General features: G+C 65.3%; 17 protein-coding genes and 1 other RNA gene. 10 read left to right on the forward strand and 8 right to left on the reverse strand.

Annotated elements, in window-relative coordinates; translation table 11 throughout:
• Positions 1-12: 12 nt before the first annotated feature.
• From acuI to K3551_RS13530, 4 genes are all read right to left on the reverse strand, one after another.
• Positions 13-999, reverse strand: a complete 987-nt coding sequence (acuI, locus tag K3551_RS13515) for an acryloyl-CoA reductase (protein ID WP_259914193.1) — start codon at positions 997-999, stop codon at positions 13-15.
• 13 nt (positions 1,000-1,012) lie between these two features.
• Positions 1,013-2,092, reverse strand: coding sequence for a dimethylsulfoniopropionate demethylase (locus K3551_RS13520; RefSeq protein WP_259914196.1), 1,080 nt, complete (start codon positions 2,090-2,092; stop codon positions 1,013-1,015).
• 88 nt (positions 2,093-2,180) lie between these two features.
• Positions 2,181-2,867: a DUF1326 domain-containing protein gene (locus K3551_RS13525; RefSeq protein ID WP_259914198.1), complete on the reverse strand. Its 687-nt coding sequence runs from the start codon at positions 2,865-2,867 to the stop codon at positions 2,181-2,183.
• Entirely contained in the window at positions 2,864-3,574 is a 711-nt protein-coding gene (locus tag K3551_RS13530; protein ID WP_259914201.1) for a DUF2182 domain-containing protein, read from the reverse strand. Before K3551_RS13530 ends, K3551_RS13525 begins: the two co-directional genes overlap by 4 nt.
• A gap of 64 nt (positions 3,575-3,638) precedes the next feature.
• On the opposite strand from K3551_RS13530, the gene K3551_RS13535 reads away from it, so the two are divergent.
• Together K3551_RS13535 and K3551_RS13540 are read left to right on the forward strand one after the other, a co-directional pair.
• On the forward strand, positions 3,639-4,376 hold the full coding sequence (locus K3551_RS13535) for a FadR/GntR family transcriptional regulator (RefSeq protein WP_409197380.1): 738 nt from the start codon (positions 3,639-3,641) through the stop codon (positions 4,374-4,376).
• A 67-nt stretch (positions 4,377-4,443) separates the two neighbouring features.
• Complete coding sequence (locus K3551_RS13540; protein WP_259914203.1) at positions 4,444-5,475, forward strand: ABC transporter substrate-binding protein; 1,032 nt, start codon at positions 4,444-4,446, stop codon at positions 5,473-5,475.
• A 51-nt stretch (positions 5,476-5,526) separates the two neighbouring features.
• Here K3551_RS13540 and K3551_RS13545 read toward each other — a convergent pair whose 3' ends face one another.
• Together K3551_RS13545 and K3551_RS13550 are read right to left on the reverse strand one after the other, a co-directional pair.
• The gene (locus tag K3551_RS13545; protein ID WP_259914205.1) at positions 5,527-6,171 is read right to left on the reverse strand and encodes a DUF924 family protein; all 645 of its coding nucleotides are present in this window, start codon (positions 6,169-6,171) and stop codon (positions 5,527-5,529) included.
• Entirely contained in the window at positions 6,172-6,381 is a 210-nt protein-coding gene (locus K3551_RS13550; RefSeq protein ID WP_259914208.1) for a hypothetical protein, read from the reverse strand.
• Between the two features lie 142 nt (positions 6,382-6,523).
• Here K3551_RS13550 and K3551_RS13555 point away from each other — a divergent pair, with 142 nt between their 5' ends.
• The 8 genes from K3551_RS13555 (at position 6,524) to K3551_RS13590 (ending at position 11,467) form a co-directional block, all read left to right on the forward strand.
• Positions 6,524-7,405, forward strand: coding sequence for a LysR family transcriptional regulator (locus tag K3551_RS13555; protein ID WP_259919628.1), 882 nt, complete (start codon positions 6,524-6,526; stop codon positions 7,403-7,405).
• Positions 7,376-7,726, forward strand: a transfer-messenger RNA (tmRNA) gene (ssrA, locus tag K3551_RS13560). Before K3551_RS13555 ends, ssrA begins: the two co-directional genes overlap by 30 nt.
• A 114-nt stretch (positions 7,727-7,840) precedes the next feature.
• The gene (locus tag K3551_RS13565) at positions 7,841-8,341 is read left to right on the forward strand and encodes an MbcA/ParS/Xre antitoxin family protein (RefSeq protein WP_259914210.1); all 501 of its coding nucleotides are present in this window, start codon (positions 7,841-7,843) and stop codon (positions 8,339-8,341) included.
• Entirely contained in the window at positions 8,338-9,021 is a 684-nt protein-coding gene (locus K3551_RS13570) for an RES family NAD+ phosphorylase (RefSeq protein ID WP_259914213.1), read from the forward strand. The genes K3551_RS13565 and K3551_RS13570 overlap by 4 nt, the downstream gene beginning before the upstream one ends.
• 68 nt (positions 9,022-9,089) lie before the next feature.
• A complete protein-coding gene (locus K3551_RS13575) occupies positions 9,090-9,584 on the forward strand; it encodes an SspB family protein (RefSeq protein WP_259914216.1) in 495 nt (164 codons plus the stop codon).
• 91 nt (positions 9,585-9,675) lie between these two features.
• Positions 9,676-11,067, forward strand: a complete 1,392-nt coding sequence (gene fumC, locus K3551_RS13580; protein WP_259914218.1) for a class II fumarate hydratase — start codon at positions 9,676-9,678, stop codon at positions 11,065-11,067.
• Positions 11,064-11,240, forward strand: a complete 177-nt coding sequence (locus tag K3551_RS13585) for a DUF4169 family protein (protein WP_259914219.1) — start codon at positions 11,064-11,066, stop codon at positions 11,238-11,240. The genes fumC and K3551_RS13585 overlap by 4 nt, the downstream gene beginning before the upstream one ends.
• Positions 11,237-11,467, forward strand: a complete 231-nt coding sequence (locus tag K3551_RS13590) for a ribbon-helix-helix domain-containing protein (RefSeq protein ID WP_259914221.1) — start codon at positions 11,237-11,239, stop codon at positions 11,465-11,467. The genes K3551_RS13585 and K3551_RS13590 overlap by 4 nt, the downstream gene beginning before the upstream one ends.
• 91 nt (positions 11,468-11,558) lie before the next feature.
• Here the strand turns inward: K3551_RS13590 and aroB are convergent, their stop codons facing one another.
• Together aroB and K3551_RS13600 are read right to left on the reverse strand one after the other, a co-directional pair.
• A complete protein-coding gene (gene aroB / locus K3551_RS13595; protein WP_259914223.1) occupies positions 11,559-12,656 on the reverse strand; it encodes a 3-dehydroquinate synthase in 1,098 nt (365 codons plus the stop codon).
• A 3-nt stretch (positions 12,657-12,659) separates the two neighbouring features.
• Positions 12,660-13,205 (reverse strand): shikimate kinase, encoded by a 546-nt coding sequence (locus K3551_RS13600; protein ID WP_259914225.1) that lies wholly within the window; start codon positions 13,203-13,205, stop codon positions 12,660-12,662.
• Between the last annotated feature and the right edge of the window lie 81 nt (positions 13,206-13,286).

Below are 13,286 nucleotides of genomic sequence, written 5' to 3' on the forward strand. Positions count from 1 at the left end.
TCCCCGATTTAATCAGCCAGCGGCGACATCCACGACGACCCGGCCCCGGACCTGCCCCTTCAGGATATCCGCCCCAAGGCCGGGCAAGTCGCCCAGGGTTGCAGGCACGACCATCGCCTCCAGCTTGTCCATCGGCAGGACCTCGGCCAGCCGCGCCCAGGCCCGCACGCGGTTGTCGTAGGGCTGCATCACGCTGTCGATGCCCAGCAAGTTCACGCCGCGCAAGAGGAACGGAATGACCGTCGCAGGCAGGTTCGCGCCACCGGCCAGACCGACGGCCGCGACCGAGGCCCCGTATTCCATCTGCCCCAGCAGGCGCGCCAGCATGGCCCCGCCAACCGCATCGACGCAACCGCCCCAGGTCTCCGCCTCCAGGGGGCGCTTGACCGTCTCCGCCAACTCTTCGCGGGCCACGATCTGCGTGGCCCCGAGACTGGTCAGATAGTCGGCCTGATCCGGGCGTCCGGTCACGGCCGCAACCTGTTTGCCCATCGCCGAAAGCAACGCCACCGCGACCGAGCCGACGCCCCCCGCGGCCCCGGTCACCAGAACCGGTCCGGACTTGATGCCGTGATCCTCCAGCGCCTGAACCGCCAGCATCGCCGTGAACCCGGCGGTGCCCACGGCCATTGCCTGCCGCGTCGTCAGCCCCTGGGGCAGCGGCACCAGCCAATCGGCCTTGACGCGGGCCTTCTGGCTATAGCCGCCCCAATGCGCCTCGCCCACGCGCCAGCCGGTCAGAACCACCTTGTCGCCGGGCGCATAGCGCGGGTCGTCGGAGGTCTCGACGGTGCCGCTGAAGTCGATGCCAGGCACGTGCGGATACTTGCGCACCAACCCGCCGCCTGGTCCGATGCACAGCCCGTCCTTGTAGTTCACGGTCGAATACTCGACCGCCACGGTCACCTCTGCCTCGGGCAGGTCCGCCAGCGTCAGATCCTTGACCGATGCGCGGGTTCCATCCTCGTCCTTGTCCACCACAAGTGCCTTGAACGTCATGTCGTAACCCTTTCTATCTCCAAAACTTCTCTTTCAGAACGGCGGCTTTGGGCCCGTCCTGAGTGGCGATTGTCACCGCTTCGCCCGCGCCCCAGCGACGATCGACCATGCCGATCGCCACACCGCAGTTGAAGTCCAGCGACCAGGCCGCCGAGGTGACGACGCCGATCCGCTCTCCGTCCAGAAGGATGGGCCAGCGACGGTCGCAACCGGGCACCGGTCCCTCCATCTCGACGGCCATCAGCCGCCGGTTGGACACATAGTCCTTCAACGCCGGGCCGCCGATGCAGTCATAGACCTGCACGTATTTATCAAGCCCCACGTCGAACGGCGTATCCAGGTCGGTCATGTCGTTGCCGTAGCTGAGCATGCCGCCCTCGATCCGCTCCACCAGGTTCGGACAGCCGGCGCGCACGTCCAGATCGCGCCCCGCCTCGAACAAGGCGTTCCACAAGGGCATCGCGTCCTGTTCCCGCTCCACGTAGACTTCGAAACCGCCCTGCTTGGAATAACCGGTGCGGCTGATGATCATCTCGGTCCCGTTGAACGGGAACCGCCCGTGGCGGAAGAACTTGAGCGCGCGCACCTCTTCGCCGAAAACCCGCGCGGCAAGCTCGTTGGCCAGCGGTCCCTGGATGGCAAGCGGCTGCACGTCGGCCTCGAACACCTGCACGCCATAGCCGCCCGCTTCGGCCATGCCTTCGATCCACAACCGCAGCTCTCCGTCGGCCAGGCTGACCCACCAGGTATCCGGACGCGGTTTCAGCGCGACCGGATCATTCAGCATGCCACCATCGTGGTTGCAGATCGGAACATAGGCGCATTGGTTCATCTGCAATTGCGACAGGTCGCGCGGCGTCAGCCGTTGCATCAGCGTGTCGGCATCGGGGCCGGTGATTTCCACCTGCCGTTCGCAGGCGACATCCCAGACCTGAACCGCCCGTTTCAGATGCGCGGCGTCGACGTCCGTGCCCGCAAACGACGCGGGCAACATCATCCGGTTGTAAACCGTGTAGGCGGTGCACCCCGCACGGTCGACGGCGTCGGTCCACCAGGTGCGGCGCACCCGGTTCGAACGGGCCAGCGCGACCATCAGAGCAGCTCCAGTTGTCTGACGTTTGATCCGACCCGGATCACCCGTTGGTCACCCGTCGATCCGACGTGATCTGATACCCCGATCGTCACCGTGGCACCTCTGGTCCGGACCAATCAATCTGACAGATTTCGGCAGAACGTCCGTCAAAGTCCCACACCCGGCCAAAGGCGCGCACGCGGCCCTTGGTGGCGGTGGCAACGGTAATGTCGGACCCCATCCAGTATTCGGTGTTGGTGGCGACGATGTCCTCATCCGGGCGCTTGCCCTTGACCGGCACAACTTCGCCCTGGATCTTCTTGCCCACCATCAGGCGGCGGGTCTTACCCTCGTTTTCATAGGTGATCGTGGCGCGTTCGGCCCCCAGGAATTCGCTGACCAGCAGCTTGAACAACCCGGTCGTCCCCTTGGCCCGGCCCGAGAAGATCTCGATCAGGGCCAGATAGGCCGCCTGATCCGCACGGTCGTCGATGAACGCAGCCGCCTTCCAGTTGCCCCGCGCCATAAGCCCTGGAATTTCCAGCAGCAATCCGACGTTCAGCCCGGACAGATCGCTGTCGCCATAGTGGCCTTCGTCGATCCGGATGCCGGACCAGGCTTGGCAATACCCCTCGGTCGGGGCATGTTTGCCCAGGCTTACGACGCAGGGACAGAACACGGTGCAATTGCAGTTCAGGATCAGCTCTCCCTTGATCGCCCAAGGCGTCTGACCTGCGGCACTGGGCCGGGCGTCGGGGTGGCGACTGGTCACCACGGGGGCAGCAATTTTGGTCATAGGGTTCCTCCGATCAGGTAGCCAGCGCCGGTCAGACAAGCGAGGCCGATGGCCGAGGGCACCAGCGTGCCTCGGGTAAGTTTTTCCAATGTCATCAACAGGGTGGCCAGCGCCATGAAGCCCAGGCTCATGGTGCCGCCGATCAGTCCCAGCGCCATCAGCGCCCAGCAGCAGCCAAGACAGGTCGCCCCCAGACGCAGGCCCATTCGCCAGGGACCTTCGTCCCAATGCTGCATGAAAAAGGTCAAAGGCTGGCGGCACTTGGAAAGGCACGCCTCCTTTATCGCAGAGAACTGATACCCCCCCGCCAGGATCAGCAGCGCGGCGGCCAACCAGACCGATTCCGCCACGCCCGCCCGCGCGGCCAGCATCTGCACGCCCGCCGCGATCACCGCGAACCCGATCCAGATGACACCATAGCCAGCCACCAGCCGCGCGCCGCCACCGGTGCCCTGCGTGTCCGCGATGTCGTCATGGGTCGCAAAGGCAGGCAGCGCCGTCGGCAACATCATGGCCGCCGACATGATCAGCCACATCACGACCAACCCCGGCAGCCCGACCTGAGCGGCGGGCGTCAGGCACAGATCCCGGAGGGCCGCCCCCCAATTGGACGGGACCGAGGCCGCCCAGACCGCCGCCCAGGCCAGGATCAAGCCGGCATAAAGCGCGAGCCAATGCGGCGCGGTCATTCGCGAAAGATGGCGCAAGCGGACCCTCCCCGGTTTGCTTGTGCAGGCAACGATTCTCCCTTATCAAATGTCAGACCTTTAAATGTCTGACAATTGGAAATCGTCTTTGCCCGCCTCCAGACCGCTGTCGACCGACATCTCTGACCAGATCGCCATGCGGATCGCTACCGGCGACCTGATGGCCGATGATCGCCTGCCGTCAGAGGCGGAGCTTGCGGTGCAGTTCGATTGTTCGCGCGCAACGGTGCGCGAGGCGCTCAAACGGCTTGCCGCCCGCAACCTGATCCGCACCAAACGCGGCCATTCCGGCGGGGCCTTCGTCAACCACCTGACCTTTGACGCGGCGGTCGAGGCGCATGTCGCCACCTCTACCCTGCTGTTGTCGATGAACGCCGTCGACTTTGAAACCGCCGCCGAGGCGCGCTTTGCCCTGGAACGGGCCTGCGCCGATCTGGCCTGCGCGAACCACGAACCGGCGGACCTGCACGACATGAAGAAAGCGGTCGATGCCCTGTCCGCGCGGTGCGACGACATCGCGTTTTGCGCCGCCGACGTGGCCTTTCACCGGGCCTTTGTGGATGCCGCGCACAACCCCGTTCTGTCCTATCAACTGGCGGGTGCCGTCGAGGGGATGCAGCCGCTGATGAACATGATCACCTACCCTGATCGCGACCGGCAGGAGATCACGCGCAACTACCGCCGACTTGCCAACGCGGTGCGCGCCCGCGACGGGTCGGAGGCGCGTCTCGTCCTGGCAGAGCTGGAGGCGTTGACCATCGCGCTGTTCCACCGTGGGCAGGCCAGGCGCGGCCGCGTCTGAGACCGCTTGCCGGGGGCGCACAGCCCGCCTAGGTATCCTCGAAACAGGTCCAACACGGGAGAGACCAATGAACGTCAAAGCCACCCTTCTGGGCGGGGCCGCTGCGCTGCTGGCCATGCCTGCCGCAGCCCAGATGACCGTTTTCGACTATGCCGGGTTCGAAGATCCCGCCTTTCACGCCGACTACGTCGCGGCCCACGGCGACAGCCCGGACTTTGCCTTTTTCGGAGACGAGGAAGAGGCGTTCCAAAAGCTGTCCTCGGGCTTCAAGGCGGACGTCACGCATATCTGCGCGGGCTCTGTCACCAAGTTCGTCGCGTCGGGCATTGTCGAGCCCTGGGACCTGAGCCTGATCCCCGAATGGGCCAACCTGAACACCGACCTGACCGGCACCGAGGTCGCAACGACCGAAGACGTGTATTTCATGCCCACGGATTACGGCTCCACCGCGATTGCCTACAACGCCGATGAGGTCCCCGCAGAGGATGTCGCCTCGCTCGACGTGTTCCTGAACCCGAAATACCAGGGCCGCATGACCCTGCCCGACAACGTCGACGACGCCTATGCGCTGGCCTATCTGGCGACCGGCGTGACCGACTGGTCCACCGCCACCACCGAACAGTTCGAGGCTGCGTCGGCATGGCTGCGTCAGGCGCATGCCAACCTGCGCACCTATTGGACCGACCCCGCCGAATTGGCGCAACTGCTGGCCTCGGGCGAGGTTCTGGTCAGCTGGGCCTGGAACGAAACCCTGCCCACCATGGTCGAAGAAGGTTTCCCCATCGGCTTTCAGCGCGAGGCGGCCGAAGGCTCGTCGCTGTGGTTGTGCGGCTACGTCAACATGAAGGACGCCGAGGGCGAAGAGGCGCGCGCCTACGACTACATCAATGCGATGCTGTCGCCCACGTCGACCGTGGCCCTGCTGGACGCCGGGTATGGCCAGTCCAACGCCAAGGCCATGGAAGGTCAGGGCGAAGAGGCGCTGGTCGCGTCCGGCCTCGGCACCATCGACGCGCCGGTTCTGGCGCAGCTGCCGATGGCCGCAGAGCTGCGCGAGATGCAGAACGAAACCTTTGAGCGGATCAAGGCCGGCTTCTGATCCCAAGGATCCACGCCTTGGCCCCGTCGGAGAGATCCGGCGGGGCCTTTTTCATGCGCCCTCTTCGGGCCCGTCCTTGGGCAGGTGCGGGAAATCCCCGGCGGCGATATAGGCCTCCTCCGCCGGAGAGGAGATGCGGGACAGGATCTGGTTGCGGTGCGGATGACGCCCGAAGGTTTCGATGATCGCCTTTACCCGCGCGGTCTGAGCGGAAATCATCGGGCCGACCCCTGCCAGCGACTTGGGCAGGCGGTCGATGACCGTCTCGGTGACGCCATCCAGCATCCCCATGCGATCCACGTGATCCGGCCCTTCGCAATGGCTGATGGCGATGACGAAGAACATGATTTCCCAGGGGGCCAACGTCAGGGCATCCCCGTTCGACAGCCCCTCCATCGCCAGACGACAGGCCTGAATGTCCTGCGCATAAGCAGCTGGCGTGTCACGCCACAAACTGCGCGGGAATTGGTCCAGCACGATCAACAGCGCAAGCCGCCCGCGCGGTGTCTGGGCCCAGTGGTCAAGCAATCCGGCAGCCGCGGCGCGGGTCATGGGCTCGAACTGCTCGATGATGCGGGCGTCCATGCCGCCCTGCATCCGCTCCGTCCAGAAGGCGGAGTGGGTTTCGGGGCTCCGTTCATGCCCGGTGTCGGGAAACCAGAGGTCCAGCACCTCCTGCGGGTCGAAATCAGGCACTCAGTAGCCCCCGGCAGTCATCATCGACATCACATCCAGATCACAATTCAGCCCGTCCGGGTTTCGGGCAAGGGTTTCGTGCAGAACCTCCCGGCTGGCGCGCCGCTCCGCTTCGCATCCCGCTGGCGTGGCGCTGAAATAGCGCCGCAGCGCGGTGCCGATGGCAGGCAGGGTGGGCAAACTGCGGGGCTGTGTCTGGGTCAGGATCATTTCGGCCTCCGGGGCGGGGGTGAACTGACCTCAGGCTAGGGGGTGAACGCCGGGACTGGTATTCGCTGTGATGTTGTGTAGCTCTACATAAATGAAGAGCCGGTTTCGAAATTGGTCCGATATCCGCATCTTCCTCGCGGTGATGGAGACCGGGTCAACCCTGGCCGCCTCCCGAAGGCTGGGCATGGCGCAACCCACGGTTGCGCGGCGCATCGACGCGCTGGAACATGCGCTGGGCCTGACCCTTTTTGACCGCGATACCCGTGGGGCCCGCCCCACCGACGAGGCCCGTGCCCTCTTGCCCGAGGCAAGGACCATCGCCCAGGCCTGCTGCACCCTGGAAGAAAGCGCCGCACGCCTGACATCGGCCAAGGCGGGCACGATCCGGCTGACGGCGATCATCGATGCCTTCAACAGCCGTCTGTCCACCATTCTGGAGGCCTTCGTGGCCGACCACCCGAATGTCGCCTTCGACCTGATGCCCAGCGACGCGCAAATCGATATCTCCGGGGGGGCGTGCGACGTGGCAATCCGGATTGCCATGGGGATCGACGATCCGGACCTGATCTGCCGCAAACTGGTGACCTTTCCACTGTCCCTGTTCGCGTCGCGCACCTATGCCGACCGGCTGTCGCAGCCCTGGTCGGAGGCTGATTTTCACATCCACCGCTTTTTCGTGTTCAGCGGGGCATTGGCCGACCATCCCGCAAACCGTTGGCTTCAGGACCGCATCAGGCCGGATCAGATCGCCATGACCTGCCCCAACATGCAGGCGGTCAAGGCGGCGGTCCTGATGGGCGGCGGCATCGGCATCCTGCCTGCGCGCACGTCGACGCCGGGTCTTGTTCCGGTTCTGCCCTTGCCCGAAACCGTCGCATCGAGCAGCTGGCTGGTCGTCAACCCGACCGCCTGGCGCAGGCCCGAGGTCAAGGCCTTCGCCGCCTTCTTCGCGCCCCGCTACACGGCCTCCTTCGCGGCAGACCGGCACAACACGCCCCTTGAACCCAATCAGTCAAACGCCTAGATCATAACCGTTCCCTCGGGGACTATGGCGATAAACGCACCTGTAATAAGCGGCTCGGACCCGGGGGCGGTACCCGGCGACTCCACCAAATATCCCTGTATTGGGGGATCCTGGGGTCGAAATAGGATCGACGGACGTCTAAAGAGGCCAGCTTTCGCTCGGTGAGTTACCACCGTTATCGGTACACAATGTACAGTTGCCAATACCAACCGTGCTCCGGTCGCCGTCGCAGCGTAAGCTGCGCCGAGATCGAAACTTAAGCCCTTGCGCCTAGCAGCGTAAGGCGGGGTTCGCAGGCACCTGGCAACAGAAGCCTGCACTTTCCCCCCCTTTGAAATCGTAAGCCGTAGGGCGGAGTTCACTCCGCCTGTCTGCCTGGGCCTTGCCTTGTCCACATCTGGACATTATATCCGATACCAGACATCGGAGGCCCCCATGCTTGCCCCACACCAGCCCGCCACCCTGCCCCATCCCTCTCTGCCCAGCCGCGCCGACCGCGCGCGCATCAGCGGGCCGGGCCTGCGCGCCTTTTCGGCCCTGGCCGACACCTGGATCCTGACCGAGCGGGAGCGGATTGCCGTGCTGGGGGATCCGGGTCGGTCGACATATCACCAGTGGATGAAAAAGGCGCGCGACGGGCTGCCCGTGACCCTGCCACTGGACACGCTCCTGCGGATTTCGGCGATGCTGGGTGTTCACAAGGCGCTGGCGATCCTGTTCAGCGATCCGGCACAGGCGATGACCTGGCTGAACGGTGCCCACACCGGCACCGTCTTTCACGGGGCCGCCCCGCGTCGGTTCATCACCGATGGCGCGCTCGACGGGATCATGACGGTCCGCCGCTATCTCGATGCCTGGCGCGGTGGGTCCATGGGCCATGGCGCGCCCGAGGGTGCTTGGCAGCCGGTCACCCCCGGCGACCTCGTCTTCGTATGACCGAGGCCCCCCACGCCGGCGCAACCCTGCCCGGCCCAGACGACAGTTCGCGCCTGATCCCGTCCCGCTTTCCGCCGATCCCGGCTTTCGACGACATCTCCACGCCCGAGGATCTGGTCGCGGTGATGGAGCTGGAGGGTTGGACAAACGACCGCCTGGCCGGTCCCCGTCTTCGTCGTCTCGACCCTGTGGATTGGGTCATGGGGCGGCCCAACGCCAGCGTGGTCATGGCCGCCTTTTTGCACGGGTCCCCCACCGGGATGCGGTTTTCCGACGCTGATCTGGGCGCATGGTACGCCGCCGATGCCCTCGAAACAGCGGTTCTGGAGGTCGCAAACGGGCTGCGTCGCGAATTGGCGGTCAGCGCGCTGACCCGCACGCAACAGGTGTATCGCGAATACAAGGCGCGGCTGGCGGGAACCTATGCCGACATCTTCGGCACCCACCCCGATCTGCACGACCCCGATCCCGCCAGCTATGCGGCCCCGCAGGCCTTTGGCCGCGCCGTTCGCGCAAATCGGGACCTGTCTGGCATCCGCTACGAAAGCACGCGGCACCGCGATCATGCCGCCTGGGTCTGTTTTCGCCCCCCGCACGTGCAGACCGTGACCCAAGCCGGGCATTTCGAACTGGACGTGCCCGAAACCGGGCCGGTTGTGGTGCGCCGCCTCGACACCTGACCGCTCGGGGCTTGTCCCCTGACGCGGCGTCTGGTCTACCTTCGTCAAGGCCAGCCGCGGGGGGCAAGATGACCAAGACGTCCGACACGATCGACTATGGCAGCCGGATGCACGACGCCATGCGCGGGTTGATTGCAGACCTGTTGCGTGACGTGGCCAAGACCGGCCTTCCGGGTGACCACCATTTTTTCATCTCCTTCGACACGCGCCATCCCGGCGTGGCCATCGCCGACTGGCTGCGCGACCGCTATCCAGAGGATATGACCATCGTTCTGCAGCACTGGTTCGACGGGTTGGAGGTCGAGGATGATCGTTTCTACGTGACCCTCAACTTTGGCGACAGCCCGGAACCGCTGGTGATCCCCTTCGACGCGCTGCGCACCTTCGTCGACCCCTCGGTCGAGTTCGGCCTGCGATTCGAAGAACGCCCGCCCGAAGACGCCGAGACCCAGACCGCCGAGGCCGTCGAAGAGGCCCCCTTCGCCGAGATCGAGCCGGAGGACGAAGCCGACGCCCCCCGCCGCGACGCCGAAGTCGTCAGCCTGGACAAGTTCCGCAAGTAAGCGGCAGCATGTTAGCGCAAGCCGTCTGTGGACGCCCCGGTCCGGGGCGGCTAGACCCGTGGCGACAAATCGACAGAGCCGGAGCGCCCAGATGACCGCCACCCGCACAGAAACCGACAGCTTCGGACCGCTGGAAGTTCCCGCCGACAAGTACTGGGGCGCGCAGACCCAGCGGTCGATCATGAACTTCCCCATCGGGTGGGAACGGCAGCCGGTCGCCATCGTCCGCGCCCTCGGCGTCATCAAGAAAGCCGCCGCGACCGTGAACGCCGGTTTCGACGATCTGGACGCCGACCGCGCCGCCGCCATCGCCCAGGCCGCGCAGGAAGTCATCGACGGCAAGTTCGACGACAACTTCCCGCTGGTGGTTTGGCAGACCGGGTCCGGCACGCAGTCCAACATGAACTCCAACGAGGTCATCGCCAACCGCGCGATCGAGATCATGGGCGGCGTGATCGGGTCCAAGGATCCGGTGCACCCGAACGACCATTGCAACATGGGCCAGTCGTCCAACGACACCTTCCCCACAGCGATGCACGTCGGCATCGGCATGATGGCCCGCGACACCCTGCTGCCGGGGCTGCGCAAGCTGCACGATGCCCTTGCCGCCAAGTCTGACGAGTTCAAGGACATCATCAAGATCGGCCGCACCCACACCCAGGACGCGACCCCGCTGACCCTGGGCCAGGAATTCGGCGGCTACGCCCACCAGGTCGCCAAGGGGATCGAACGGGTCGAGGCCTGCCTGCCCGACATCTACGAGCTGGCCCAGGGCGGCACCGCCGTCGGCACCGGCCTGAACACCCGCAAGGGTTTTGCCGAAAAGGTCGCCGCCGAAATCGCGTACATCACCGGCCTGCCCTTCGTCACCGCCCCCAACAAGTTCGAGGCACTGGCCGCCCATGACGCCATGGTCATGTTCTCGGGCGCGCTCAAGACGGTTGCCGCCAGCCTGTTCAAGATCGCCAACGACATGCGTCTGCTCGGCTCCGGCCCCCGGTCCGGTCTGGGCGAGCTGATCCTGCCGGAGAATGAGCCGGGATCGTCGATCATGCCGGGCAAGGTGAACCCGACCCAGGCCGAGGCGCTGACCATGGCCTGTATCCACGTCATGGGCAACGACGCCGCCGTCGGCATGGCCGGATCGCAGGGCCATTTTGAGCTGAACGTCTACAACCCCATGATGTCCTACAACGTCATGCAGTCGATGCAGCTGCTGGGCGACGCGGCCTCCAGCTTCACCGACAACATGGTCGTGGGCACGAAGGCCAACGAAGAGCGGATCGAAAAGCTGATGAAAGAAAGCCTGATGCTGGTCACGGCGCTGGCCCCCACCATCGGTTATGACAACGCCACCAAGGTCGCCAAGACCGCGCACAAGAACGGCACGACGCTGCGCGAAGAGGCGATCGGCCTGGGCCTGGTCGATGCGGAAACCTTTGACCGCGTGGTCCAGCCCAAAGACATGATCGGCCCGAAGTGAGTGGCAAGGTCGTCAATCTGAAGACGGCCAGAAAGGCCCGCGCGCGCACCGAAAAGGCCGCGCGCGGGGATGCCAATGCGGCGAAGTTCGGTCGCACAAAGGCAGACAAGGCCCAGGCCGAAGCCCTGCAAAAGCTGGCGCAGCGGCGGTTGGACGGGCACGAACGGGAATGAACGACGCCCGCCCCCGCAAACGGTCTTTGACATTGCACGGGCATCGCACGTCCGTCTCGCTGGAGGACGCATTCTGGGTGGCGTTCGTCGAAATGGCACGCGCCGAGGACCTGTCCGTAAATGCCCTGGCCATGCGCATCGACAGCAACCGAGGCGTCAGCGCAGGGCTCGCCTCGGCCATCCGGGTCGCGGTGTTGCGCCATGCCCAGGCGTCAGGGCGCGGCTAACCTATCTGGGCGAGTCTGATGTCCTGGGCGTGAACTCGGTCAGATGCGGCGTGGACGCCGTGATGGCACCGGTTTTTCGCGAAACCTTCGGTCAGGTCGCGGCGCGCAGAACGTCCAGAACATCTTCGGCGGGGACGTCCGACGTCACAAACGCCTGTCCGATTCCGCGCGCCAGAATGAACCGCAGTTTTCCGTCCAGCACCTTCTTGTCCTGTCCCATCAGCTCCAGCAGGGCCTCCGCGCCCGGCAAATCGCCCGGAATGTCGGCCAGATTGCGCTTCATCCCCATGGTCTGAAGGTGGTCGCGAACGCGGCTTGGATCCTCTTGCGAACACAAGCCCAACCGCGCCGACAACGCGAAAGCCAGCGCGCATCCGACCGCCACGCCCTCACCGTGCAACAGCCGGTCGGAATAGCCGGTCGCCGCCTCTAGCGCGTGACAGAAGGTGTGGCCCAGGTTCAGAAGCGCGCGATCACCCTGCTCCGTCTCGTCGCGCACGACGATATCGGCCTTCATCTGGACAGAATGGCGAACCGCCTCGGTCCGAAGGGCCACATCGCCCGCCGCAAGTGCGGGGCCATTGGCCTCCAGCCAGGCAAAGAAATCGGCGTCACCCAGCATTCCGTATTTCGCGACCTCACCGTAGCCTGCCAGGAAATCCCGTTCAGTCAGCGTGCCCAGCAGATCGATATCCGCCAACACCAGGGACGGCTGGTGGAACGCGCCGACCAGGTTCTTGCCGTGGGCTGTATTGATCCCGGTCTTGCCCCCGACCGAACTGTCGACCTGCGCCAAAAGGGACGTCGGCACCTGAACGAAACGCACCCCGCGCCTCAGAACAGCCGCGGCAAAGCCCACCAGATCCCCGATCACCCCGCCCCCAAAGGCCACGACCACGTCGCCCCGTTCACAGCGTTGATCCAACAGCCAGGCGACGGTCCGTTCCAACGCGCCCCAACACTTCGTCGCCTCGCCCGCAGGCAGCGTCAGCACCTGGCAGTCGATCCCCCCCAGACCGGCGCGCAAGGCGTCCAGATGCAGCGGCCCGACACGATCCTCGGTGACGACAAAGACGCGCGGGCGACGCAGCAGCGGGGCAATCCGCGCCTCGGCCTGGGCCAGCAGGCCGGGCCCGACCACAACGTCATAGGCCCGCGTGTCCAGCGGCACATGCACCGTCTCTAGCATCTTTCAATCCTTCAGAATGTCAGCCGCACGCAGCGTCGCCACGACCTGATCCACCATGTCCGCGATGGAATACGACGGGTCCGCATCAACCGCCAGCGACGCCTGGGCATACGATGGCTCCCGCTCTGCGAGCAGGGCCTGCAGCGTCGCGCGGGGGTTGTCGGTGCGCAATAGCGGTCGTGTTGTCCGGTGCTTGACCCTGCTCCACAACAAGGGCTCGGCCGCGCGCAACCAGACAGACACACCGGCGCTGCGGATCGCCTCGCGGTTCTCGGCGCGCAAAAACGCCCCGCCCCCGGTCGACACGATACCCGGACCAAGCGCCAGCAATCGTTGCAGGACCTCGGCCTCTCGGGCGCGGAAAAACGGCTCGCCGTCGCGTTCGAAAATCTCGGCGATGCTCATGCGGGACGCATCGACGATCGCTTCGTCGGTGTCGCGAAACGGCACGCCCAGGCGTTCGGCCAAGGCGGTGCCGATCGCTGTCTTGCCACTGCCCATCATGCCGACCAGAACCACGGGCCGCGTCAGCACTCCGATGTCCGGCATCTTGTCGCCTATCGTCTCCATTTCGCTTCAATGACCTGTCCGAGGGGTGATTGCCAACTATATCTCCGACCGCCACAATGG

This window comes from Jannaschia sp. M317 (genome assembly GCF_025141175.1).
GTDB lineage: Bacteria > Pseudomonadota > Alphaproteobacteria > Rhodobacterales > Rhodobacteraceae > Jannaschia.